General features: G+C 59.9%; 20 protein-coding genes and 1 tRNA gene. All 21 read left to right on the forward strand.

Features of this window, described 5'->3' with window-relative positions; genetic code table 11:
- Positions 1 to 98 precede the first annotated feature (98 nt).
- The 21 genes from Q0248_RS04435 (at position 99) to folE (ending at position 25,427) form a co-directional block, all read left to right on the forward strand.
- Positions 99 to 1,298: a pseudouridine synthase gene (locus Q0248_RS04435; RefSeq protein ID WP_299320167.1), complete on the forward strand. Its 1,200-nt coding sequence runs from the start codon at positions 99 to 101 to the stop codon at positions 1,296 to 1,298.
- Positions 1,299 to 1,313: 15 nt separating this feature from the next.
- On the forward strand, positions 1,314 to 2,720 hold the full coding sequence (gene asnS / locus Q0248_RS04440) for an asparagine--tRNA ligase (protein ID WP_299320320.1): 1,407 nt from the start codon (positions 1,314 to 1,316) through the stop codon (positions 2,718 to 2,720).
- A gap of 585 nt (positions 2,721 to 3,305) precedes the next feature.
- Positions 3,306 to 3,686, forward strand: a complete 381-nt coding sequence (gcvH, locus tag Q0248_RS04445) for a glycine cleavage system protein GcvH (RefSeq protein WP_211789284.1) — start codon at positions 3,306 to 3,308, stop codon at positions 3,684 to 3,686.
- The gene (purE, locus tag Q0248_RS04450) at positions 3,683 to 4,195 is read left to right on the forward strand and encodes a 5-(carboxyamino)imidazole ribonucleotide mutase (protein ID WP_249107445.1); all 513 of its coding nucleotides are present in this window, start codon (positions 3,683 to 3,685) and stop codon (positions 4,193 to 4,195) included. The genes gcvH and purE overlap by 4 nt, the downstream gene beginning before the upstream one ends.
- A 77-nt stretch (positions 4,196 to 4,272) precedes the next feature.
- Positions 4,273 to 6,048, forward strand: a complete 1,776-nt coding sequence (ispG, locus tag Q0248_RS04455; RefSeq protein ID WP_299320176.1) for a (E)-4-hydroxy-3-methylbut-2-enyl-diphosphate synthase — start codon at positions 4,273 to 4,275, stop codon at positions 6,046 to 6,048.
- A gap of 12 nt (positions 6,049 to 6,060) precedes the next feature.
- The gene (gene dut, locus Q0248_RS04460; RefSeq protein WP_299320177.1) at positions 6,061 to 6,498 is read left to right on the forward strand and encodes a dUTP diphosphatase; all 438 of its coding nucleotides are present in this window, start codon (positions 6,061 to 6,063) and stop codon (positions 6,496 to 6,498) included.
- A gap of 134 nt (positions 6,499 to 6,632) precedes the next feature.
- Positions 6,633 to 11,075 carry a translocation/assembly module TamB domain-containing protein gene (locus Q0248_RS04465; protein WP_299320179.1) on the forward strand — a complete coding sequence of 1,481 codons (4,443 nt, stop codon included), beginning with the start codon at positions 6,633 to 6,635 and terminating at the stop codon, positions 11,073 to 11,075.
- A gap of 11 nt (positions 11,076 to 11,086) precedes the next feature.
- Entirely contained in the window at positions 11,087 to 12,088 is a 1,002-nt protein-coding gene (locus Q0248_RS04470; protein WP_299320181.1) for a malate dehydrogenase, read from the forward strand.
- Between the two features lie 491 nt (positions 12,089 to 12,579).
- Positions 12,580 to 13,161, forward strand: coding sequence for a hypothetical protein (locus Q0248_RS04475; protein ID WP_299320183.1), 582 nt, complete (start codon positions 12,580 to 12,582; stop codon positions 13,159 to 13,161).
- A gap of 150 nt (positions 13,162 to 13,311) precedes the next feature.
- Positions 13,312 to 13,384, forward strand: a tRNA-Gly gene (locus tag Q0248_RS04480).
- A gap of 73 nt (positions 13,385 to 13,457) precedes the next feature.
- Positions 13,458 to 14,144 carry a MarC family protein gene (locus tag Q0248_RS04485; protein ID WP_299320185.1) on the forward strand — a complete coding sequence of 229 codons (687 nt, stop codon included), beginning with the start codon at positions 13,458 to 13,460 and terminating at the stop codon, positions 14,142 to 14,144.
- Between the two features lie 25 nt (positions 14,145 to 14,169).
- Complete coding sequence (locus Q0248_RS04490) at positions 14,170 to 16,113, forward strand: NAD(+) synthase (RefSeq protein ID WP_299320188.1); 1,944 nt, start codon at positions 14,170 to 14,172, stop codon at positions 16,111 to 16,113.
- Between the two features lie 149 nt (positions 16,114 to 16,262).
- On the forward strand, positions 16,263 to 16,676 hold the full coding sequence (locus tag Q0248_RS04495; RefSeq protein WP_299320191.1) for a copper resistance protein NlpE: 414 nt from the start codon (positions 16,263 to 16,265) through the stop codon (positions 16,674 to 16,676).
- 566 nt (positions 16,677 to 17,242) lie between these two features.
- Positions 17,243 to 18,529, forward strand: a complete 1,287-nt coding sequence (gene ricT / locus Q0248_RS04500; protein ID WP_299320193.1) for a regulatory iron-sulfur-containing complex subunit RicT — start codon at positions 17,243 to 17,245, stop codon at positions 18,527 to 18,529.
- Positions 18,530 to 18,549: 20 nt separating this feature from the next.
- The gene (locus Q0248_RS04505) at positions 18,550 to 19,041 is read left to right on the forward strand and encodes a hypothetical protein (protein ID WP_299320195.1); all 492 of its coding nucleotides are present in this window, start codon (positions 18,550 to 18,552) and stop codon (positions 19,039 to 19,041) included.
- A 90-nt stretch (positions 19,042 to 19,131) separates the two neighbouring features.
- Positions 19,132 to 21,597, forward strand: a complete 2,466-nt coding sequence (gene lon, locus Q0248_RS04510) for an endopeptidase La (RefSeq protein WP_299320196.1) — start codon at positions 19,132 to 19,134, stop codon at positions 21,595 to 21,597.
- 10 nt (positions 21,598 to 21,607) lie between these two features.
- Positions 21,608 to 22,159: a DUF1599 domain-containing protein gene (locus Q0248_RS04515; protein ID WP_299320198.1), complete on the forward strand. Its 552-nt coding sequence runs from the start codon at positions 21,608 to 21,610 to the stop codon at positions 22,157 to 22,159.
- Between the two features lie 3 nt (positions 22,160 to 22,162).
- Positions 22,163 to 23,491 carry a BT_3928 family protein gene (locus tag Q0248_RS04520; RefSeq protein ID WP_299320201.1) on the forward strand — a complete coding sequence of 443 codons (1,329 nt, stop codon included), beginning with the start codon at positions 22,163 to 22,165 and terminating at the stop codon, positions 23,489 to 23,491.
- Positions 23,466 to 24,227 (forward strand): triose-phosphate isomerase, encoded by a 762-nt coding sequence (gene tpiA, locus Q0248_RS04525; RefSeq protein WP_299320203.1) that lies wholly within the window; start codon positions 23,466 to 23,468, stop codon positions 24,225 to 24,227. The genes Q0248_RS04520 and tpiA overlap by 26 nt, the downstream gene beginning before the upstream one ends.
- Positions 24,228 to 24,313: 86 nt before the next feature.
- A complete protein-coding gene (locus tag Q0248_RS04530) occupies positions 24,314 to 24,841 on the forward strand; it encodes an SPOR domain-containing protein (protein WP_299320206.1) in 528 nt (175 codons plus the stop codon).
- Positions 24,842 to 24,854: 13 nt separating this feature from the next.
- Positions 24,855 to 25,427 carry a GTP cyclohydrolase I FolE gene (gene folE / locus Q0248_RS04535; protein WP_299320209.1) on the forward strand — a complete coding sequence of 191 codons (573 nt, stop codon included), beginning with the start codon at positions 24,855 to 24,857 and terminating at the stop codon, positions 25,425 to 25,427.
- Positions 25,428 to 25,617 lie beyond the last annotated feature (190 nt).

Consider the following 25,617-nt stretch of genomic DNA (forward strand, 5'->3'; position numbering starts at 1 on the left):
ATACCGTCCCCAGAGGACCTCGTCCCTACATTGACCGAAGGGGAGCCGAGAGGCTGTCCTCCAGATCATCTTAAAAACAAGCTTAACAACACCTAAACATGGCTGAAGACAAAGAGAAGCTATCTCGTCCTGATCAGCAGCGTACCCCATCGGCTAAGCCCCGAGTACGCACCCGTCGTATCCCTACAGCCTCGACCGATGGCCTACAGGCCAGCTCGCATGGGACGACACCCTCACGCCGTCGCCGTGTGTACATCGCTTCGGACGACCTAGGCCACGACACGCCACGACCAGCACACACGCCCCGTCCTTCCTATCCCTCGAATCGCGGCTTCGACGATGCGCAGCAGCGTGCTGGCGAGCAGCGCTCGCGCTACGATGAGCGCTACCAGGCCGAGCGTACCAGTGGCAACTACAGCTACAACTATAATCGCAGTGAGCGCCCCCAGCGCCCTGGCCCTCATGCCGCAGGCCCACGTCCAGGCGGCAAGAAGAAGGCCAAGAATGCCCCCAAGGGTAAGAAGCAGCGCCCCTTCACCCCGCCCGTACCCGTCAAGTATGCCGAGGCCGTAGACCCCGCACAGGATCTGCGCCTCAATAAGTTCCTCGCCAACGCCGGGGTCTGCTCTCGCCGTGAGGCCGACCAGCTCATCCTCGCAGGGGAGATCACGGTCAACGGGCAGGTCGTCACCGAGCTGGGCTCGCGTGTCACGCGCCTGGACGATGTCCGCTACAAGGGCGAGCCCGTATCCACGCAGAGCAAGGTCTACATCCTCCTCAATAAGCCTAAGAACTGCGTCACCACCTCGGATGACCCCGAGTGCCGCCAGACGGTCATGGACCTCGTCAAGGGTGCTTGTGAGGAGCGTATCTATCCTGTAGGCCGTCTCGACCGTAATACGACGGGGGTCATCCTGATCACCAATGACGGTGATCTCTCGTCCAAGCTGACGCACCCCTCCTTCATGAAGAAGAAGATCTACCACGTTTGGCTCGACAAGCCCGTATCCATCGAGGACATGCAGCGTATCGCTGAGGGCATCGAGCTCGAGGATGGCGAGATCCACGCAGACGCGCTGAGCTACGTCAAGGAGGATGATCTCAGCCAGGTCGGGATAGAGATCCACTCCGGTCGCAACCGTATCGTGCGTCGTATCTTCGAGCATCTGGGCTACCACGTGCATAAGCTGGACCGCGTCTACTTCGCTGGTCTGACGAAGAAGAACCTCCCACGAGGACGCTGGCGCTACCTGACCGAGCAGGAGGTCAACAACCTGCGTATGGGCGCCTTCGAATAGCAATCTACATACCTCATATACATAATGAAACGTACTAAAATCATCGATCTCCTGCGCGGCGAGCTCGTCGGGCAGCAAGTCCTCGTCAAGGGCTGGGTGCGTACGCGCCGTGGTAACAAGGCCGTTAGCTTCGTTGCCCTCAATGACGGATCGATCATCCATAACCTGCAGATCGTCCTTGATCTGACCAAGTTCGCCCCCGAGGAGCTCACGCAGATCACCACGGGTGCCAGCCTCAGTGTCGTCGGTACTTTGGTCGCCTCACAGGGGCAGGGGCAGACGGTAGAGCTCCAGGCAGAGCGCGTCGAGGTGCTCGGTGCAGCCGACCCCACGACCTACCCGCTGCAGAAGAAGGGGCATAGTCTCGAGTTCCTCCGCGAGATCGCGCACCTGCGTCCGCGTACCAATACCTTCGGCGCTATCTACCGCATGCGCCACCACATGGCTATGGCCATCCATAGCTTCTTCCACGAGCGTGGCTTCTTCTACGTCCACACGCCGCTCATCACCGCCAGTGATGCCGAGGGGGCTGGGCAGATGTTCCAGGTCACGACACTGGACCTAGAGAATCTCCCCCGCACCGAGGAGGGTGCTGTAGACTATAAAGAAGACTTCTTCGCTCGTCCTACCTCGCTCACCGTCTCGGGCCAGCTCGAGGGGGAGATGGCGGCTATGGCGCTCGGGGCGATCTATACCTTCGGCCCTACCTTCCGCGCTGAGAACTCCAATACGCCTCGTCACCTGGCAGAGTTCTGGATGATCGAGCCCGAGGTCGCCTTCCTTGAGATCGAGGAGAATATGGACCTGGCGGAGGACTTCATCAAGTACTGTGTGCAGTGGGCTCTGGATCACTGCATGGAGGATCTCACCTTCCTCTCCGAGCACTACGACAAGGAGCTCATCGAGCGTCTGCGCTTCGTCCTGGCACAGCCCTTCAAGCGCATGACCTATACCGAGGGTATAGAGATCCTCGAGGCAGCAGTAGCCGCTGGGCACAAGTTCGAGTTCCCCATCTACTGGGGCGCAGATATGGCCAGCGAGCATGAGCGCTACCTCGTCGAGGAGCACTTCCAGCGTCCCGTCATCGTCACCGACTACCCCAAGGAGATCAAGAGCTTCTACATGAAGCTCAACGAGGATGGCAAGACGGTGCGCGGTATGGACGTACTCTTCCCCAAAATCGGGGAGATCATCGGCGGATCGGAGCGTGAGGCCGACTACGACAAGCTGCTCCAGCGCGCTCAGGAGGTCGGTGTGCCCGAGAAGGACATCTGGTGGTATCTCGACTCTCGCCGCTATGGCACGGCGCCCCACTCGGGCTTCGGCCTAGGCTTCGAGCGTCTGCTGCTCTTTGTCACGGGTATGGCCAATATCCGCGACGTCATCCCCTTCCCACGTACGCCACGTAGCGCAGAGTTCTAGTGACTCAGGGCCTTCGTCGAGAAGCCCCTATATATAAGGAGCGTGCGGTAAAGCCTCGGAGCTTTGCCGCACGCTCTTTTTATGGCTCTTGATGGCAGAGTCTGTGGGGTGGGGAAGGGATTCGGGGCGATTTAGCGTAGCCTCCTTCCTACCTTTCGCCTTTGGGTGAGTCGAAGGGATGCACGGGCGCTCGTTTAGCTCTCGGCTAGGGGAAGGCCTTCCGAGGGATATCAGTCACGGGGCTGACTGCCGTCAGTGACGAGCGTGAGGGACGTCCGTCAGGAGGCTGAGGGATACCCCTCGCGGAGCTAGCGGCAGGCACTTAGCCCGCTTGGCTTCCTTGCTCGCTGTCAAGGGACGGGAGGCTAAAGAGGCTAGCTCTAGGGCTTTGTCGGGGGGATCGCTTAGTCCGCTTGAATGGGGAGGCTGTGGGGAGGGGAGCTGATGCTGTTGGGGCAAGGATGGGGCGTGGCTAGGGGCATCGGGGCGCTCCCTTTTCCTTAGTTGCGAGATGTTGCTTATATTTGCTCTATAAAGAGTATGTAAGCAGATCACATTTACCTAACTTATAACCCCATTACGAACATGAACATTCCTCAAGAACTACGCTACACCAAGGAGCACGAATGGGCTCGCCTCGAGGGCGATGTCGTCTATGTCGGGATCACGGACTACGCTCAGGGCGAGCTCGGTGAGATCGTCTTCGTCGATGTAGACACGGAGGGCGATAGCCTAGAGGCCGAGGAAGTCTTTGGCTCGATCGAAGCCGTGAAGACCGTCTCCGACCTCATGCTGCCCATCGAGGGAGAGATCCTTGAGCTCAATCCCGAGCTAGAGGAGTCCCCCGAGCTCGTCAATAGCGACCCCTATGGTAAGGGTTGGATCGTCAAGGTCAAGCCTGCCAATGCAGAGGACCTCGATGGCCTGCTCTCGGCCGATGACTACAAGGCTCTGATCGCAGGATGAGCCTAAAGCCACAGGTCAGCATCATCATGGGGAGTACCTCGGACCTCCCCGTCATGGAGAAGGCTGCAGCACGCCTGGATGCCCTCGGCGTACCCTTCGAGATCCTTGCCCTCTCGGCACACCGCACGCCTCGCGAGGTAGAGGCCTTCGCCTCCAGTGCCCATGAGCGCGGGATCAAGGTGATCATCGGTGCCGCTGGCATGGCGGCGCACCTCTGTGGAGTCATCGCCTCGATGACCTCGGTACCCGTCATCGGCGTGCCCATCAAGGCTAGCCTCGAGGGTGTCGATGCACTCTACTCCATCGTGCAGATGCCTCCAGGCATCCCCGTCGCGACTGTCGGGATCAACGCCGCAGAGAATGCGGCGCTCCTGGCCGTGCAGATGATGGCTACGGGTGACCCCGAGCTCTACCAGCGCCTTGAGGAATACAAGGCTTCACTTAAGGATAAGGTCGTCAAGGCCAACGCTGAGCTCGCTGAGCTCAAGTACCGCTATAAGACGAACTAATCCTCCCAGCACGCTGTTGTAAACCCAGGTGCAGCTCATCGTGTGCTGCGCTTGGGTTTACTACGTTCACAAGCAATATGACAGACCAACATAGCTCCTCGCTCCTCTCCGAGCCCTGCCACTACGCCCGCCGTCGATCGGTAGCCGTATCTATAGGTACGACACCGCTGGGGGCAGACTATCCCGTACGTGTCCAGTCTATGGCCACGACCTCTACCCTAGATACGGAGGCCTCCGTAGCTCAGGCCAAGCGCATCATCGGTGCAGGCGCAGAGTACCTGCGCTATACGGCGCAGGACAAGCGCGTCGCCCTGAGCCTTGGCCCTATACACGCTGCGCTACGTGCTGAGGGGATCACGACGCCGCTGGTGGCGGACATCCACTTCAACCCCACGGCGGCAGACACCGCACTGGAGTACGTAGAGAAGGTACGTGTCAACCCAGGGAACTATGTTGATACGAAGGGAGTCAAGGAGTGGACGGAGGAGGTCTTCGCCTCTATGCACGCCCGTGTCGAGGAGCGCTTCGGTGCCTTTGTCAAGCGAGCTAAGGAACTGCGACGTGCGATACGTATCGGGGTCAATCATGGTTCGCTCTCCGAGCGTATGGTCATGCTCTACGGGGACACGCCCGAGGGGATGGTGCAGAGCTGCCTCGAGTACCTCGACGTCTGCCGCGCACACGACTTCCACGATATCGTCATCTCGATGAAGAGCTCCAATACGCTCGTCATGACGGCTGCCGTGCGTCTGCTGGTACAGCGCCTCGATGAGCTGGGTTACCCTGCCTATCCGCTGCACCTCGGGGTGACTGAGGCAGGTGAGGGCGAGGACGGTCGCATCAAGAGCGCCGTGGGCATAGGCTCGCTCCTGGCCGATGGTATAGGCGATACGATACGCGTCTCCCTCAGCGAGGAGCCCGAGTGCGAGATCCCCGTGGCGCGTGCCTTGGTCGACTACATCAGTGCCCGTGCCGAGCTCCCTGCGCCCTCCTATAGCTTGTCTTGGGCTAAGTACCGCACCTTGGCCCGTGATGCACGCCGTGAGTCGCGTGCCATAGGCCGCCTAGTCGGTGGAGCTAATCTCCCCATCGTCCTCTCGGAGCTGGGGACTGAGTCCTTCGCCGAGCTCCGCCCCGATGTGCTGCGCTCAGGCGAGCGGCTCCTGCTCCCAGGGGGTACGCCCATAGTGGGGGTACGTGTCTACGAGCTCGAGGCAGGGACTGAGCTTGATGCGACGCTCCTCGAGCAGATCCGGCAGGATGTAGAGGCGCTGGTCCTACTACGCAGCACGGGGGCTAATCCCGTCGCTGAGTGGCGTTGGGGCTTCGCCCAGCTACGGCGAGCAGGCGTCGAGGCGCCCATCATCCTATGCCGTCACTATGATGTGGCAGAGCTGGACGCCTTCAGACTCTACGCCGCCGCCGACTGCGGGAGCATCCTTCTCGATGGCTGGGCCAATGGTCTCTGCCTCTCGGCCGAAGGGATTGCCCCCGATGAGCTCGTCAAGACGCAGCTCAGCATCCTGCAGGCGACGCGCCTCAGGATGAGCAAGACGGAGTTCATCAGTTGCCCTGGCTGCGGCCGCACGCTCTACAACCTACAGCATACCATCGCAGAGATCAAGGCTGCCACCTCGCACCTCAAGGGGCTCAAGATCGGCATCATGGGCTGTATCGTCAACGGCCCAGGAGAGATGGCGGACGCGGACTACGGCTATGTCGGTGCCGCCCCTGGCAAGATCGACCTCTACAAGGGGCAGGAGTGCATCCAGAAGGGGGTCCCACAGGCGCAGGCCGTGGAGCACCTCATCAAGCTCATCAAGGACGGCGGGGACTGGAAGGACCCCGAGTAAAGCGCTACAGATATGCTAGAGGTCAAGATAGTCAACCGCTCGCGCCATGCTCTACCCGCTTACGCCACGGCAGGGGCAGCTGGGATGGATCTCAGGGCTCAGCTAGAGGCTCCCATCACCTTGCCTCCGCTCGGGCGCGCGCTCGTACCGACGGGACTATTCATCGAATTGCCTCAGGGCTACGAGGCGCAGGTCCGTCCCCGTAGTGGGCTGGCGATCAAGCACGGGCTTACTATCCTGAATAGCCCGGGGACGATAGACGCGGACTACCGCGGCGAGATCAAGGTCGCGCTGGTCAACCTCTCAGCCGAGCCCTTCGAAATACAGGACGGGGAGCGCATCGCACAGCTCGTCGTCGCCCGTCATGAGGAGGTCACATGGCTGCCCGTCGAGGAGCTTGGGGAGACTGAGCGAGGCGCAGGCGGCTTCGGGCATACGGGTCGAGGGTAGTGCTTCGTTACTCATCTAGAGGCTAGGGGAAGGCCTAGCTCTAGTCTTGGCTTATCCTTAGCCTAGCTGAGGAGCGGCTAGGCTAAGGGAGGACGTTCGTGTCATACATATATATAGAGTAGGATAGGGCAGGCATGCGCTACTGGCAAGTAAATAAGCACGTGCTGCGAGTGCTGAGGGTGGTCGTGAGGATCGCGCTCGGGCTTTTCCTATGCCTCTACGTCCTGCCCTTATTGCTCTTCCGCATCCCTGCGGTACAGCGTAGTGTAGCTAGTCGGGTGAGCAAGGAGCTGACGAAGCTCTTCGACGCACCAGTGAGTCTGGCGCGCGTCGACCTCCTGCGCTGGACGGACCTCGAGCTGCACCAGGTGCTGGTGCGGGATAGCCTCGACCGACCTATGCTCACGGCCAGCCGACTCGTGGGTGGCATCAGTCTCCTAGATCTCATCACGGACCAAGAGGTACGGATCACGTCGGCGCGCCTCTTCTCGGCGCACCTAGCGCTGGTGCGGGATCCTCGTACGGGGCGGCTGAACATCCAACACGTGATCGACCACCTCGCCCGTCCCAAGAAGGACAGCTCCTCGATCCCCGTCGACATCAATAGCATCATCATCCGCGATATGCGCTTGACGCTCGAGGAGGAGGGACGGCAGCGACTTCGCCTCGATCGTATCTCGACGCGCATCCGACGCCTACGCTTCGCGCCGCAGTATGTGGGTGGGGCGCTCGATGAGCTCTCCTTCACGTCGAGCCTCGGCCTTGAGGTCACCGACCTTACCGGGCAGGTCGAGCTACGCCAGCAGCAGCTCACGCTGCTGAACCTCCAGCTGGCCTTACCCAAGAGCCAGCTCTCTATCCCCCTCCTTCAGCTCGACCTTACTAAGCGTGGGCTACCTATAGTACAGGCCCTGCGCTTGGGTAACTCCAGCCTGTCCCTCACGGATCTCGCCTTCCTCGCTCCTGCTTGGCGTGGACGCAGCGAGGAGCTGCAGCTCTCGGCTAGCTATCAGCAGGAGCCAAAGGGGCGGGGTGTCGGGCAGCTCAGCGCAGAGCTCGCAGGGCAGCTGGCTCTAGAGCAGAGCTTCCAGCTCTCATGGGATGCGGAGGCGCGCCTCCAGCAGTTGACGCTCAAGATCCCGACGCTGCAGCTCCGTAGCTCACTCCTCGCACTCATACGCCCGCTCCTCGGGCAGCAGACTCTCCCCGAGGAACTCATCACGCGCCTCGGCAACCTCCGCTATCAGGGCGAGCTGAGTTATGCCCCCTCCCAGGCGATCAAGGGGACGGGGCAGCTGGCCTCAGACCAAGGACGTCTAGAGTACGAGCTCGCGGCGGTACTAAGGGGGCAGCAGGCGGAGCGCGTCACGGGCTTCGTCCGTACCGAGCAGTTTGACCTCGGAGCGCTTCTTGGCCCTAAGACGGGGCTCGGGTCGCTGGCAGGCCAGGTGACGCTTGATGCCAAGCACGAGGGGCAAGGGCTAGAGGAATGGAGCATGAATGCCCTCGCGACGCTGCGTGACCTGGACTTCCGTGGCTATCGGTATCAGGGCGTGCAGCTCAGCCTACAGCCACAGCAGGGGCAGCGCCATCTCGTAGACCTAAGGCTGGATGATCCCAATGCCGACCTGCACCTCGAGGGCTCGGCTCGCCTCAGTACTGAGGGGCTGCGTGACCTAGAGGCACGCCTCGACCTCCAGCACGTGCGGGCCGACCAGCTGCACCTACTCCCGAATCTTCATGAGGACCTAAGCCTGCAGGCCTCCGTCTCGCTAGACTGCATCGACCTAGATCGGATGCAGGGGCATATAGCCCTAGAGGGGCTCCAGCTCCAGGGAAGCACAGGCCTCAAGCAGCTGGATGAGCTACGCCTGCGCCTGCATGGGAGCCCCGAGCGTGGCCGCTTGTTGCGCTTGACTTCCCCTTATCTCTCGGTGGAACTGACGGGGAACTATACCCTTGCCTCCCTGCTCCCCGACGCGCAGCAGACGCTGAGCCACCACCTCCCCTCCCTCTTCCCGCCCAATCCTCTGTGGGCTCGCCGAGCTGCCCAGGCGAGCTATGAGCTGCGCCTAGAGCTGAAGCAGATCCCTGAGGTATGGGCCGAATACCTGCACCTCCCCCTTGGCCTAGATCAGGGAGCACGCCTCTGGGCTACACTCGAGGGCGACGCGCGGCGCATCCAGTGCCATGCTAGCTTCCCGCAGCTACGCTTGGGGGCGAATCAGCTGCGCTCGGCTAAGCTCGACTTTGACGGCGAGACGCTGGAGCTAAGCTCCGATCTAAGGCTTGCCAAGGGTGCCCTCCTCAAGGGGCTCCTCCTTCGAAGCCAGCTCAGTCAGGATAGTGTCTATACTCAGCTCAACCTCGGGGAGGATGAGAAGGGCGTCTCGAATGGCACGCTGGGACTGGCGGCACGCTTCCTCCGTACCCCCGAGCGTCATCTTGGGATCCAGCTGCGGCTGGACTCCTCCCGCCTCCGTATTCATAGCGAGGCCTGGCGTATCGCACCGGCTACGCTACGCTGGCAGCCAGGCTTGCTCTCCGTCGATGGGCTTGACCTTTCGAGTGCGGACCGCCGTGTCAGTGTCTCGGGACGCCTCAGCGAGCATGCTGGGGACCGCCTCTCCGTAGCCCTGCAGCGGATCAACCTACTCTATATCCTCGAGTCGATCGGGGTAGGCTTCAATATGCTGGATGCCGACCTGACGGGCACGGGTACTGCTAGCCTGCGTGCTGGCGTTGTCTCGGCCTCGGCTGATGTCTCGAGCTCCTCCTTCCACGTCAAGGGCGTGGATGTCGGTGCGCTCCGAGCAGCGCTGCACTTCAACAGCTCCGAGGGCCTCATCCATATTGACGGTGAGGTGCAGCAGTCTGAGGGCGGGCACTCGGCTGTTGCGGGCTATATCCGTCCTGCGGGAGGAGCAGGCATTGACCTCAGCTTCGATGCAGAGCGCCTACGCACGGACTTCATCGCTAAGTTCATGGATACACTCTTCGACGAAGTCCGAGGACGAGCTACGGGGAAGATGCGCCTCTTCGGTCGCTTCGAGGAAGGGGTGACCGTCGAGGGCCTTGCCGACGTGACGGAGGGAAGTGTCGGGGTGCGTCTGCTGGGGACACGCTACCTCTTCGAGGGGCCGCTGCGCTTTACTCCCGAGAGTATCCTCTTTGACAAGATCCCCGTCCGAGACGACGAGGGGCATACGGGGCGCCTAGATGGCAGCATCCGCCACCGCTTCTTTGATCACTTCGACCTCGACCTGCACGCCGATGGGCTGGACCGTATGAAGGTGCTGCAGACGCAGAGCAAGCAGAGCCTGCCCTTCTTCGGGACGGCCTATGGCTCGGGGCGGGCTATGCTGAGGGGCAAGCTCCCCCGCCTGCAGCTGGGCGTCGAGATGACGGCACAGCAGGGTACGGATGTGACGCTGGACTTCAATCAGACGGATGTGCGCAAGGAGGACCGCCTCTTTACCTTCAAGCCCTTGCGTCCGCGCTCCGAGCGGGATAGCCTCCTGTATCTGCCCCTACCCCCGCCCGAGGAGGCTCAGGGGACGGAGCTCAATATGCAGATGAGCCTACGTGTGACGCCTGCTGCGCAGCTGACGCTTCGCCTAGGCTCGGGCGAGATCCCCAATGAGGTGAAGGCGCGCTGTGAGGGGGCCTTGACGATCGACGTCCCGCACATCGGTTCGCCTAAGACCTACGGCTCGCTGCGCCTTGTCGAGGGCTCCTATGTCTTCAACTTCGAGCAGCTCACCCGCCGCCGCTTTACCCTGCGTGAGGGCGGGTCACTGGATTTCCGCGGTGATCCTATGGCTGCGGAGATTGACCTCAAGGCCAGCTACAGCCTCACGGCGAGCATCTCTGACCTAGACGCCACGCTGGCTGCAGAGGCTAGGCGCAATACCGTCCCAGTGAACTGCATCCTGCAGCTGGGTGGTGTGATCACGCAGCCCAGCATCAACCTTGGACTTGAGCTCCCAGGCGCTGAGCCCGAGATCGAGCGCCGCCTGCAGTCGCTGATCAATACCCGCGATGAGCGCAATCGACAGGTGCTCTACCTGATGACGCTCGGGAAGTTCTACACGCCCGAGACCCGCCAGACTAGCACGACCTCGGTGTCTGATGGCTGGGCCTCGCTGGCCTCCTCGACGATCTCGGAGCAGCTGACCAACCTCCTGGGCAACCTGTCGAAGGACATCCAGTTCGGTACCAACATCCGCACGAGCAATACTGCCTTCGAGGATACGGACGTCGAGCTGCAGTTCTCGGGGAGCTGGTTCAATAACCGTCTCTCCATCAATGGCAACGTGGGCTACCACAATAATCCCTTCCTCCAAGGGAAGTACATCGGAGAGTTCGACCTTGAGTATAAGCTCAACCCCGAGGGGACCCTCCGCTTGAAGGGATACAACCACTACAACAATATGTACCAGTACCTCCGTCAGTCACTGACGACGCAGGGGATAGGCGTCATGTTCCAGCGGCGCTTTGACTCCTTCTCCGAGCTACTGTCGCGTAAGCAAGCGAAAAAGCGTACATTTGTGCCAAAGGAACAACCATCACATTAAGTGCAAATATTATGAGCTACCTAACACAAGACAAGCTTACCATCGTAGGCGCTGCTGGTATGATCGGGTCGAACATGGCACAGACTGCTGCCATGATGGCTCTGACGCCTAACATCTGTCTCTATGATCCCTTCCCCACGGGACTCGAGGGTGTCGCCGAGGAAATCCGCCACTGCGGCTTCGAGGGGCTGAACCTTACCTTTACCTCTGATATCAAGGAGGCACTCACCGGGGCCAAGTACGTAGTATCCTCGGGTGGCGCTCCTCGTAAGGACGGCATGACCCGTGAGGATCTGCTCAAGGGGAACGCTGAGATCGCTGCCCAGCTGGGTAAGGATATCAAGGCCTACTGCCCCGATGTCCGCCACGTAGTCATTATCTTCAACCCCGCTGACATCACGGGGCTCGTCACCCTCATCCACTCCGGGCTGCGTCCCGAGCAGGTCACGACCCTCGCTGCCCTCGACTCTACGCGTCTGCAGAGCGAGCTCGCCAAGCACTTCGGCGTAGCACAGAGCGAAGTCGTAGGGGCTCGTACCTACGGTGGCCACGGTGAGGCTATGGCTGTCTTCTCGAGCGGCGCTACCGTCGCTGGCAAGCCGCTTTCCTCGCTCATCGGTACCGAGGCGCTCCCCGAGGCTACCTGGGCTGAGATCAAGGAACGTGTCACCAAGGGCGGTGCCAACATCATCAAGCTCCGTGGTCGCTCCTCCTTCCAGAGCCCTGCCTATGTCTCCATCGAGATGATCCGTGCTGCTATGGGTGGCGCTCCCTTCCGTTGGCCCGCTGGCTGCTATGTCAATATCGACGGTATGGACCATGTCGTCATGGGCATGGAGACGGTGATTGACAAGGATGGCGTACACTACAGCCACGAGCTCAAGGGGAGCGAAGCCGAGAAGGCTGCCCTCAAGAAGAGCTACGAGCATCTGGTGAAGATGCGCGACGAGGTCATCGGCATGGGCGTCATCCCTGCTGTGGCTGATTGGAGCAAGGTTAACCCCAATCTCTAGGCCGCGCTAGGACGATCCCCGTCCACGACGCTTTGAGCCCCCTATCCTCCAGTTGCCTTAGGGCGCTGCAGGGTAGGGGGCTTTGCTATGTCTACTCTTGGACAAGGTTAGCCGCTTGGGGCGGTCTATAGCGGCTAGCCCCCTTGTGCACTCGCTACGAAGCTGTAGGGCAAGTAGGTGCAGCAGCCTTGGAAGTCGCCCAAGGCGAAGCGGCCAAGACCGCTGCGCTTTGGCTTGGAGTGATGCTGACGTCCTTGCTGCAGCGCTACGCGAGCAGCGGGGGAGGGCTCGTGAGGGATATCAGTCACGAGGCTGAGTGCCGTGTGTGGGGAGTGTGAGGGATATCCCTCAGCACGCTGATGGGTATCCCTTGCGGAGCCTAGAGGTAGGCGGTCCGCTCGCTGCAGCCTTTTCTGCCGCCTGCTGAGGAGTCTTGACCTAAGAGCTGTATCTTTGCAGCACGATAGATCACACAGATAAGTGCAGACGATATGGATATACAGGAATACCAGTCCGAGTATCGGGCTAAGGTGCTTCAGCAGCTGACGGACTACGCTCGGGAGAAGGGCTATGGCAGTGTTCGCCTCCTAGAGACCGATGACCTAGACGAGATCGCCCCAGTCTTGCTCCAGGCTTATTTCGCTGACTCCGTACCCGACTTTGCCCAGTACCCTGCAGTCTCGCTAGGCTGGAGCTGCTTCCTCGGCGTCGCGCTCGCGGTCCTATGGGACAGCGACTGGGAGAAGTATGGGGCGGCTCCCGAGCAGCTCTACCCGATGATACGCGATGCGCGCGGCTGGGATGAGCTGGACGAGTACGTCCTGGAGGAGGTGCTGGGGTGGAGGCTAGAGAGCGAGGAGGCAAAGGCGCTGACGAACTTCTTCAAAAGCGCTGTCGAGCTCTGCTATACGACGCTGCGCCACGAGCGTATCGAGCCCGGGACACCTGCGGCCTTCCAGCTCTATGGGGCCACGGTCTTCGCCCTCTATAAGCTCGGGGTCTCCGCCGGGCTGCGGATCCTAGGCTATAAGCTGGAACCGGTGCAGCCTCAGCCTATGGGGCTGCCGAACTAAGCTCTAGCTGGGCGCGGCCCCTGTGTGGGCTCGCCGAGTAGGCGGCATAGGGTCGAAGCCGATGCTGCAGAGCCACTTTGCTAGGCTACTTGCAGCGAATGGATATTCTTATTACCTTTGCAGCAGCAAGCCCTAAGGGGTATCAAGATCGCGGTAGTAGCTCAGTTGGTAGAGCATCAGCTTCCCAAGCTGAGGGTCACGAGTTCGAGCCTCGCCTACCGCTCTGATGGAGGGGTACCTTTCTCATGAGAGGTATCCCTTTTTGCTGTCACTACCCAAGTACAGATTACACGCCTATGCCCGGTTTACCTCTACTGGTTGCAGCTAGCGAAGGCATCTTCGCCAAGCTAGCACACGAACTCAGCCTCTTCGATCTCGATCAGCTCTACAAGAGCTTCCTTACGCTCTTCGTCACGATAGATATCATCGGGGCTATCCCCATCATTCTCTCACTGAAGTCCAAGGGCAAGGTGTATAATGCCACGCAGGTCGGTGTCTACTCGGGACTCATCCTGCTGGTCTTCCTCTTCGTCGGGGAGCGCCTCCTGCAGTCCTTCGGTGCCGATATCTCGACCTTCGGCGTGGCGGGGGGGATCGTCCTCTTCGTGATGGCCGTGGAGATGATCTTCGGGCTCGAGATCTTCAAGAGCGAGGAGGATGACAATGGCAACTCCACCTTCGTACCGCTGGTCTTCCCCCTCTTTGCCGGGGCTGCCTCCTTCACCACGCTCCTCACGCTGCGCTCGGATGGGATGGCGATGATCAACCTCGCGTTGAGCATCGTCGTCAATATGATCCTCGTCTACCTAGTCCTCCGCTACGTCTCCATCCTAGACCGTCTGCTCGGGGCTAATGGGGTGTACATCCTGCGCAAGTTCTTCGGGGTCGTGCTCCTGGCCATATCGGTGAAGTTCATCACCAAGAACCTCATAGACGTCATCGCCATGGTGCAGCACGGAGTGGCTGCGCTGGGCGCTCAGTAGCTGATACTACGTATACATCATATATATGAAGCATGGATTCATCAAGGTAGCAGCGGCGGTACCCTTCGTCCGCGTCGCTGACTGCCAGTACAACATAGAGCATATCGAGGCGCAGGTGCGCCAGGCCGACGCTCAGGGAGTAGAGATCATGACCTTCCCCGAGCTCTGTATCACGGGCTACACCTGTGGGGACCTCTTCCTCAAGCCCTTCTTGATCCGCCAGGCTCAGGAGTCGCTCCTCGAGCTGGCGCATCGTACGGCGGATACGGAGGTGCTCTTCATCGTCGGGATGCCTATACTCATCGAGTCGCAGCTCTTCAATGCGGCCGTCGCCCTACAGAGTGGGCGCATCCTCGGCGCTATCCCTAAGACCTACCTGCCGAACTATCGCGAGTTCCAGGAGGCACGCTGGTTCTCGCCTGCCAAGGACCTGCAGCTAGCGACCATACAGATAGGGGAGCAGCAGGTGCCCATAGGCCATAATGTCCTCTTCCGCTCGGGTGGGGTAGCCATTGGCATTGAGATCTGCGAGGATATGTGGACGCCTTATACCCCTGGGACGCGCCTCACGCTTTACGGCGCACAGATCATCTTCAACCTCTCGGCGAGCAATGAGCTAGTGGGGAAGAACACCTATCTGCGTAGCCTCATCAGCGGGCTCTCCTCGCAGAACCTCTGTGGCTATGTCTACGCCTCCTGCGGCTACGGCGAGAGCAGCACCGACACCGTGCTCACGGGCAAGGCCTTCATCGCCGAGGTCGGTAAGCTGCTGGTGGAGATGCCCCGCTTCGTCTACGAGGAGCGCATGATCATCAGTGATATCGACATCAGCCGTATTGACTACGATCGCATGAGTAGCAATAGCTTCAACGCCTCAGTGGCGGACCATACGGAGCGCGGGCTACTGACGGAGATCCCCTTCCGTCTGCGCAGCGAGGAGGCCTCACATGACATCGACCGCACGATTGATCAGAACCCCTTCTACCCAGATAATGGGACGCGTGATGAGCGTGCTGAGGAGACCTTCGACATCCAGGTCAGCGCCCTCGTGCAGCGCCTGCGTTACATGGGTGCCGAGCATGCTGTCCTGGGTATCTCGGGCGGACTAGACTCTACGCTGGCGCTGCTCGTGACGGTGGGCGCCTTTGACTTCCTGGGCCTGGATCGCAAGGGCATCATCGGCGTGACTATGCCTGGCCTCGGCACGAGTAGCCACACCAAGGGCAATGCCCTGCGTCTGATGGAGCTGCTGGGGGTCACGCAGCGCACCATCGACATCAAGGATGCCTGCCTACGCCACTTCGAGGCCATCGGTCACGACCCTGCTGTGCAGGACGTCGTCTATGAGAATGCCCAGGCGCGCGAGCGTACACAGATCTTGATGGACCTGGCCAATGCCTACAACGCACCCGTGATCGGGACGGGCGACCTCTCGGAGCTCGCCCTCGGCTGGTGCACCTACAACGGCGACCACATGTCTATGTATTCGGTCAATGCTGGCTTGCCGAAGACGGGGGTACAGCTCGTCGTGGACTATCTGGGGCGCTCGGAGCGCTTCGGCTATGAGCTGCGTGAGGTGCTGCGCTCCATCGTCGAGACGCCCATCTCTCCCGAGCTGAAGCCCGTGGATGCCTCGGGCGCGATCCAGCAGAAGACCGAGGACGTCGTCGGCCCCTACGAGCTGCACGACTTCTTCCTCTATAACTTCCTAGGCTTCGGCTACGAGCCGAGCAAGATCTACTACCTAGCTTGCCTCGCCTTCAAGGATAAGTACGATGAGGAGTCCATCTATCGCTGGCTACGTACCTTCTACTACCGCTTCTTCACGCAGCAGTACAAGCGCACCTGTATGCCCGATGGCCCTAAGGTCAGCCGCGTGAGTCTCTCGCCTCGTGGCGACTGGCGTGTCCCTAGCGATGTAGCCCCTACGGCCTGGCTACGCGAGCTTGATTCGCTGCGCCCCAGCTAATCTTTAGCAGGGCTTGGTGGTATATCCTGTTTTTTTTGTACGTTTGCACCAGCAACGGGCTACAGAGTGGCTGAATCACGAAGGACCCGTATAGGAATTAACTTAAAGGAATTATGAAGAAAGTATTTGTTTCTTTTGCAGTTCTTGCTATGGCCCTCGCATCTTGCGGCCAGAGCAATCAGGAGGCTAACCAGGCAGACAGCCTAGCCCAGGACTCCGTGACGGCTACCGTAGCAGAGGCAGCTCCCCAGGCTGAAGCACACCTCGGTACCTACGTAGGTACGATCCCTGGTGGGGACGGCTCTGTCAAGACCACCATCACGCTCAACGCTGATGGCACCTACAGCTCTCGCGAAGAGTTCTCCAAGGCTGGTCAGGAGCCCATCGAGGAGAACGGCACCTACACGCTGGGTGCTGACGGCCTCGTGACGCTGATCACTCCCTCCTCTGGGAACGAGCGCTACTTCAAGGTAGCAGAGGGTACCCTCACGCTCCTCGATCAGGCTACGAAGCAGGCTCCTACGGGCGAACTCGCTGCTCAGTACATCCTGAAGAAGCAGTAAGAGACGCGCAAAGCCTAAGCTAAGCACACAGGCGACAGCCGTAGGGAACAGAGCTAAGTTCCCTGCGGCTGTCTCGTTTTACTCCGCTACGGCAGTCCCCAGCAAGGTCTATGTGCTTTGCTGGGGACTGCCGTTGTGTTTGTTTGGAGCCCTTCGGCCGAGTTCGTGACCTTGTGGCGGAGGGGACGAGAGGTACCACTCAGGCTGGTGAAGGGTATCAGTCAGAGGGCCGAAGGATATCCCTCAGAGGGCTGACTGATAGCCCTCAACGCCGTGCAGCTTATCTCTCAGCGCTTTGAGATCTAGAGGAGGGTGCCTGCCCCTTGAGTCAGCTCGTTTCTCCCCCTATAAGGCAGGTCGTGGCTATAGCCTCAAATTCCGTATCTTTGTACAATGCCGTATTACTCCCGCATCTTGCTGATGTGGGAGGCTCAGAGGTCGCTAAGTGTGGCACTCTACGGCACCTTCGGTAGGCGAGGGGCGTGTGGGAATAGCTCCCTCAGCGCTTCGCCGAAATATCATATAGGGTTTGCGTGGTGACGCAGACCCCCCAAGCAAGATACACTATGGACTATAAGACCACACGGGCTAACGTCGGCTGCTGTGCTATGACCGCTGGTGGGTGTGAGGGCTGTAGTAAGGCTCAGATGAGCTCTTACGACTGGCTCAGTGACATCCCCGAGGCCTTGCGCAGCTCCGACCTCGTAGAGGTACAATTCAAGAATACCCGCAAGGGCTACTATATAAATAAGGAGCAGCTCGATCTCTCCAAGGGCGACCTCGTCGCCGTCGAGTCCACGACAGGGCACGACATAGGCTATGTGACCCTCCTGGGGAAGATGGCAGAGCTGTCGATGAAGTCGCATCGCTACCGCCCCGATAAGGGGGAGTTCCTCCAGGTCTATCGCCTAGCGCGCCCCAACGATATCGAGCGCTGGGAGGAGGCCAAGCGTAGGGAGGAGCCCACGATGATCCAGTCGCGCCAGATCGCTGCTGGCCTTGGCCTCGACATGAAGATCGGGGACGTCGAGTATCAGGGGGACGGGAATAAGGCTATCTTCTACTACATCGCAGATGGACGTGTAGACTTCCGCCAGCTGATCCGTGTGCTGGCCGATACCTTCCACGTGCGCATCGAGATGAAGCAGATCGGGGCACGCCAGGAGGCTGGCCGCATCGGGGGGATAGGCCCCTGTGGACGTGAGCTCTGCTGTGCGTCCTGGATGTCGGGTTTCTCCTCGGTCAGCACCAATGCCGCACGCGTGCAGGACGTCACGATGAACCCGCAGAAGCTGACCGGTATGTGCGGCAAGATCAAGTGCTGCATGAACTTCGAGGTCAACGCCTACGCCGAGGCGCAGCGCTCCCTCCCTGACAAGGAGATCGTGCTCGAGACTACGGCCGGGAGCTACTACCACTTCAAGACCGACCACTTCCAGCGTCAGATCACCTACAGCACCTCGCGCCATGCACCCGTACACCTAGTGACGATCTCCTCGGAGCGCGCCTTCGAGGTGATTGCCCTCAATAAGGAAGGGCAGCAGCCCGAGAGCTTAGAGGAGCTTGCGCCTAAGGGGCGCAGGGAGCGCAACCATGATATCCTTGCCGACAACAGTCTGACGCGCTTTGACAAGGCAGGCCGCGGTGGACGGGCTGGCGCTCGTCCGCGTCGTCGCGACGCAGCCCCCAGCGGACACCGTCAGGAGCGTCCAGAGCAGGGCGAGCAGCGGACTGATCGTGGCCAGGTACGCCAGTTCCGTAGCCCTCGAGGAGGGCAGCAGGGAAGTCCTTCCTCCAGAGGAGCTGCCGAGCGTCCCGCACGTGAGGGAGCCAAGACAGAGGAGCGTCATTAAACGACCAAGCTCGACACGCGATGCTGCTAGGTACTCGCCTTCGTCCCTTCGTCCTGTCGCTGCTCCTAGGGCTGCTGACCACTGGCTGTAGCCCATTGCCTAAGGAGTACTACAGCTACTATGTGCCCCAGCAAGGCTTGTGGGGGGAGCGAATGTGCATCCTCTATCCGCTGCTGGTCACGCATTCGGAGCGGCAGCATCATGTGGAGCTGCTGCTACGTCTAGATAGCCGTATGAGGCAGTCCGATCATCGCCTGATACTGGAGCTGCAGCGAGGGGGGCGTACGCTCACCAGCGATACACTGCGTCTGAGCGTAGCTGACCCTCGGGGCGAGTGGTCCCAGGCTGGGGTGCATTATCATGAGTATAGGCTCCCTTTGGCACGGGCTTTGCAGATTAGGGCGACAGGGCTCTATCAGCTGCGCCTACGCCACCTAGACGCTCACCCTATAGCGGGTGTCGCTGGGGTCGGGATCTATGTGCAGCCTAGGGTAGAGCCTCGGGCTAACTAATTTGAGTGTAGAGGATTGAGTGCCTCTACAGCTGGCAGAGGACGCTGCGGTATGCCTATCCCATCTCCCTGCTAGCATGGATATGAATGTATGAGTAAGAAGAAAAAGAATACTGACGAAGTGGCAGGCGCTGAAGAGCAGCGCCCCTTCCTCGCGATACCTGTACTGGCTAACTATGAGGAGCAGGAGGGCTTCGCCCCCGAGGCAAGCGAGCTCCTAGAGGAGCTCCCCATCATCGCTCTGCGCAATATGGCGGTCTTCCCAGGCACGCTAGCGCCTATCCTGATCGGGCGCAAGAAGTCTATGCAGGTCATCCGCAAGGCTGAGCGCGAGCAGCTCCTCATCGGGGTGCTGGCACAGCGCGACGCCCTCGTGGAGAACCCCAAGGAGGCTGATCTCTACCCCCTAGGGACGCTCGTCGAGGTGACGCAGATCATAGAGCTCCCCTCGGGAGAGTTCTCTGCTATCCTGCGTGGACGCCAGCGCTTCGTCCTTGACGAACTGAAGACGACGACCCCTTACCTCAAGGGGAGCTATCATACCCTCCCCGATACATCTCAGGAGCTGGAGGTGAGTGAGGACTTCGACGTACTGGTCGGTATGCTCCACGAGCGCCTCATCACGCTGCTGGAGCGCCTTACCCCTGGCGCGCCCAAGGGCTTCATGGATACGATCCGAGGCATACGTAATCGTGCTTACCTCGTGAACCTCGCCTCCTCAGTCGTGGACGTGCCGATCGAGGTGCGTCAGGAGCTGCTCAGTGCCGAGGACCTCGGTGCGCGGGCAATGCTTGTCCTGCCGCTCATCCAGCGTCAGATCAGGGAGGCCGAGCTGCGTGACGAGATTCTCGCCAAGACCAAGCTGGAGATGGATCAGCAGCAGCGTGAGTACTTCCTCCAGCAGCAGATGCGTGCCATCCAGAGCGAGCTCGGACACGAGGATTCTACCGAGGACGAGATCGAGGAGCTACGCGCCAAGGGGAAGAAGAAGAAATGGAGCAAGGCAGTCGCGGAGACCTTCGCCAAGGAGCTACGCAAGGCCAAGCAGCTCAACCCGCAGAGCCCCGACTACTCCGTCCAGATGCAGTACCTGCGCACGATCGTAGATCTGCCCTGGGGCATCTATAGCAAGGATCACTTCGACCTCAAGAAGGCAGCCGAGCTCCTCGACCGCGAGCACTATGGTCTGGAGCGTGTCAAGGAGCGTATCCTGGAGCATCTGGCAGTACTGAAGCTCAAGGGGGATATGAAGTCCCCCATCATCTGCCTCTATGGTCCTCCAGGGGTAGGGAAGACCTCCCTGGGGCGTAGCATCGCCGAGAGCCTCGGGCGTAAGTACGTCCGTATCTCCCTCGGGGGTGTCCATGATGAGGCTGAGATACGAGGCCACCGCCGTACCTACATCGGCGCTATGAGTGGGCGTATCATCCAGAGCCTGCAGAAGGCCGGGACGTCCAATCCCGTCTTCGTCCTCGACGAGATCGACAAGCTCTCCAGCGACTACAAGGGTGATCCCGCATCGGCACTCCTAGAGGTCCTAGATCCGGAGCAGAATACGACCTTCCACGACAACTATCTAGATATAGACTACGACCTCTCGAAGGTGCTCTTCATCGCTACGGCCAACGATGTCTCCAGCATTCCTCAGGCACTCCGTGACCGTATGGAGCTCATCGAGGTCTCGGGCTACATCGCTGAGGAGAAGCTGCAGATCGCTCAGCAGCACCTCCTGCCTCGTGAGGCTAAGTCGCACGGCCTGGCAGAGCGCATCCCACCCTTCAGCCGCGAGGCACTGGAGCTGATCATCGAGGAGTACACCCGCGAGAGTGGGGTACGTGGCCTCACCAAGCGTATCGCCGCCGTGCTGCGCAAGCTCGCCTGGGCGCTAGCCTCAGAGGAGGGCCTACCCGAGGAGGTGACGCCCGAGCTGGTGCGTCAGTACCTTGGCAAGACCGTATATTCGCGCGATAAGTATCAAGGCAATGAGCTCCCAGGCGTGGTCGTTGGCCTTGCTTGGACGAGTGTCGGTGGGGAGATCCTCTTCATCGAGAGCAGTCTACAGGCGGGGCAGAATGGCCGTCTGATACTTACCGGGAGCCTCGGCGATGTGATGAAGGAGTCTGCGACGATCGCCCTCAGCTACGTCCGTGCCCACGCCGAGGAGCTGGGCATAGACCTCGAGCAGCTCAAGGACAAGGAGCTCCACATCCATGTGCCCGAGGGTGCCATCCCTAAGGATGGCCCCAGTGCAGGGATCACGATGGTCACCTCCATCGTCTCGGCACTCACCCGCCGTAAGGTACGCCCACGTCTAGCGATGACGGGCGAGATCACCCTGCGTGGCAAGGTGCTGCCCGTCGGTGGTATCAAGGAGAAGATCCTCGCCGCTAAGCGATCGGGTATTCAGGACATCATCCTCTGCCGCGAGAACGAGCGTGACATCGAGGAGATCAACGAGCGCTACCTAGATGGCCTTAGCTTCCACTACGTGGACGAGATAGGCCAAGTGCTTGACTACGCTCTCCTTGAGGAGCGCGCAGACGAAGTAAATAAGTAACTTTGCAGCGATGAACCCTAGCCAACTAAACACGGAGGAGGCCTGTCGGCAGATCTTGCAGATCTGTCGCAGGCTCTTTGTGCAGAAGCTCCACGACTACGGAGCCTCGTGGCGTATCCTTCGTCCGGAGTCGCTTACGGATCAGATCTACATCAAGGCGGAGCGCATCCGCAGCCTGCAGACTAAGGGCTACGCCCAGGTCAACGAAGGGATAGATGTGGAGCTCGTAGCGATCGTGAACTATGGCCTCATCGGGATGATACAGCTCCAGCTCGGGGCAGTATCCTCCCCCGATATCTCACCTGAGGTAGCCCTGGAGCTCTATGATCGCTTCGCTGAGGATACGCTGCAGCTGATGCTAGCCAAGAACCATGACTATGGCGAGGCCTGGCGTAATATGCGCATCTCCTCCATGGTCGACATGATCCTCTCCAAGGTCTACCGCACTAAGCAGATCGAGGACCTCAAGGGGCAGACACTGGTCTCCGAAGGTATCGATGCCAACTACAAGGATATGGTCAACTACGCGCTCTTCAGCCTCATCAAGCTTGCCGAAGCCTAAGCCGTGATACATCTACGCCATACGATCGCTGAATGTGCCCGCCTCATCGTAGGGTTGACCTTTGTAGCCTCGGGGCTACTGAAGGCAGTGGATCCCGTGGGTACGGCGCTCAAGATCACGGAGTACCTGGCACCCGTCTTTGCCTTCACGGGCCATAGCCATAGTCTTGCGCTGGCGCTATCCTTTGTCCTATGTGCAGGGGAGTTCATCCTCGGCGCCTTCCTCCTGGCTGGCTCCTACCGCCGTGTCTGTGCTCGCTTCGCCTTTGTCTTCATGATCTTGATGACCTTGGTGACGGGCTACATCCTGATTGCAGATCCAGTCAGTGACTGCGGCTGCTTTGGGGACGCGCTGCACTTGACTAACCTTCAGACCTTCCTGAAGAACCTTGTCCTCCTGCCGCTGAGCTACCTCGTCCTACGGGACGCCTCAGCGCTAAGGCACCTCTTCAGCCTTCGGGAGCGCTGGGTACCTACGATCCTTGCACTTGGGGGAATTATCTTCTTCCTTGTCGAGAACTACCGTCACCTGCCGCTCTTCGACTTTAGACCTTATACGGTGGGACTCAAGCTCGATGAGGCCATCATCGCCGAGGAGGAGCAGTTCCAGCGTGCCGCACTGCAGAGCACGAGCTATATCTACGAGAAGGCAGGGGAGCAGCGCAGTTTCTCTCCCGAGGCCTTGCCCGATAGTAGCTGGACCTTCGTCCGGGTGCAGGATAGCCTAGCTCTGAAGGCCTTCAAGCCTAAGTACGACTTTGCTCCCGTCGATAGCCTAGGATATCCCATGGCTGAGGAGCTACTCACTGATCCCGGAGTTACGCTCCTGCTGCTGGCTCCCAGCTGGGATGCGGCGAATCAGAGTGTCATCGACGAGGTGGGCGAGCTCGCCACGCAGGCGGCTAGCCTAGGCTACCGCTTCTACGGCCTCACAGCTTCGGGGGCCGAGGAGATCGCCCGCTGGCGCTACCAAACGGGTGCGACCTACCCGATGCTGCAGATGGACCCTACGCCCATACGCACGATGATACGTGCCTATCCAGGGCTCCTCGTACTGCGCGGTGGTCAGATCATTGACAAGCGAGCTTACTCTGACTTCCCCAAGGTGGAGGAGGTCACCGCCTACCTCAAGGAGCTCGGCGATCCCAAGCACCCGCTCCCCACGCCCAGCTACGTCCGCACCTATCCGCTGCTCCTCTGGGCACTTGTCCTGGTGCTGGCCTTCCTACGCTTCTGGGCCAGGAAGCTCCACCTTACCCTCTACCTCAAGAGACGTATACATTATTCACATATAAAGGAAATAGACAATGAGAAAGAACATCGTCGCCGGTAACTGGAAGATGAACAAGACCCTTCAGGAGGGTACGGCCTTCATCGCTGAGCTCAAGCAGACGCTCGCAGGCAAGAGCCTGGGCTGTGACGTCGTCATCGGCGCTCCCTTCATCCACCTTGCTACCATCGCTGAGCAGGCTAAGGGCAGCGCAATCGGTATCGCTGCTGAGAACTGTGCTGACAAGGCTGAAGGCGCTTATACAGGTGAGGTATCGGCTGCTATGGTAGCCTCGACGGGTGCTCGCTACGTCATCCTCGGCCACTCGGAGCGTCGTGCCTACTACGGTGAGAACGATGCTATCCTGAGCGAGAAGCTTGCGCTCGCGCTGGCCAATGGCCTGACCCCCATCTTCTGCATCGGTGAGGTCAAGGAAGAGCGTGAGGCTGGCAAGCACTTTGAGGTCGTAGCGCAGCAGCTCGAGGGCACGGTCTTCGGGCTTTCTGCTGAGGACTTCTCCAAGGTCGTCCTGGCCTACGAGCCTGTATGGGCCATCGGTACGGGTCTGACTGCAAGCTCGGCTCAGGCACAGGAGGTACATGCCCACGTGCGTCAGCTCATCGCTAGCAAGTACAACGCTCAGATCGCTGAGGACTGCACGATCCTCTACGGCGGTAGCTGCAATGCAAGCAACGCCAAGGAACTCTTCGGCCAGCCCGACATCGACGGCGGTCTGATCGGTGGTGCTTCGCTCTCGGTAGAGAAGTTCCTCCCCATCATCGAGGCCTTCAACAAGTAGGCCTTATCTCCTCGACCACTTCCTCCGCTGACGGCGCCTAGTCTCAGCTGGGGAAGTGGCTTCATTCATTTAGCTGCACGCGATTCATGCTAAGACGATATCGACTGACTCTCGGCCTGCTCCTCTGTGCCCTTGTGTCGGGTAGCCTTGCCGCTCAGACGCTGCCCGAGAAGAGCCGCCCGCGCAATATCTTTGAGGCCCTCGAGGAGCCTTCCTCGGGCGAAGGGCTCATCACCATCATCCAGTCGTCCGAGCTGCGCACACTCGTCGGCTCTGTCGCTGGTGGACGTACTGCGACGCTGGGACGTGATGGCAACTATACCCTACTCATGGGCTATCGCATCCAGGTCTTCAATAGCAACCTACCCAATGCCAAAGCTGAGGCCTATAGCCGTGCGGAGCAGCTGAAGCGCTTAGCCCCCTCGATGAGCAGCTACATCACTTATAAGCCTCCCTTCTGGAAGCTCACGATCGGCAACTTCCTTACCCGAGAGGAGGCCAGCCAGACCCGCACGAGCCTCGTCCGTACCCTGCCTAGCTGGATGCGCGAGTCCTATGTCGTGCGCGATAAGGTGCGTATCCTTAACTATACCGATCCCAATGTCAGCCAGTAAGTATATCCCCACTATGAGCGCTCAGGAGCGTGATGAGGCGCTGCGTCATCACTACACGCAGATCCTCCAGCTGCTGGGCGAAGATCCCGAGCGAGAAGGTCTCGTCAAGACCCCCGAACGGGTGAGCAAGGCGATGCGCTTCCTGACGCAGGGTATGACGCAGTCCCCGGAGGAGATCCTTCGCTCGGCGATGTTCAAGGAGGACTATCGCCAGATGGTCATCGTCAAGGACATTGACTTCTACTCCCTCTGTGAGCACCACATGCTCCCCTTCTTCGGTAAGGTACATATCGGCTATATCCCGAATGGCTACATCACGGGGCTGAGCAAGCTGCCACGTGTCGTGGACGTCTTCGCTCGTCGTCTGCAGGTGCAGGAGCGCCTCACGATGCAGATCAAGGACTGCATCCAGTCGGCACTCAATCCCCTCGGGGTCATCGTCGTCATCGAGGCACAGCACATGTGCATGCAGATGCGTGGGGTAGAGAAGCAGAACTCTTACACCACGACCAGCGACTTTACGGGGGCCTTCCGTGAGGCCAAGACGCGCGAGGAGTTCATGCAGCTCATCACCCACAGCAAGTAGCCTCCTTCGCTTAGCCAAATAATAAAGCGCGAGGTCAGTAGCCACTCAGGCTGCTGACCTCGCGCTTTATTTATGTCTTGCTCTCTCCTTGGGCTTAATGTTTGTCTGATATAGCTTGTCGCCTCATACGAGAGGCTAGTAGGCGACCATAACGATCTGCATCAAGTGGAGCTGCAAAGGAGGGTAGAGC

Origin of the sequence: uncultured Porphyromonas sp. (genome assembly GCF_938046015.1) — a bacterium.
Lineage (GTDB): Bacteria > Bacteroidota > Bacteroidia > Bacteroidales > Porphyromonadaceae > Porphyromonas.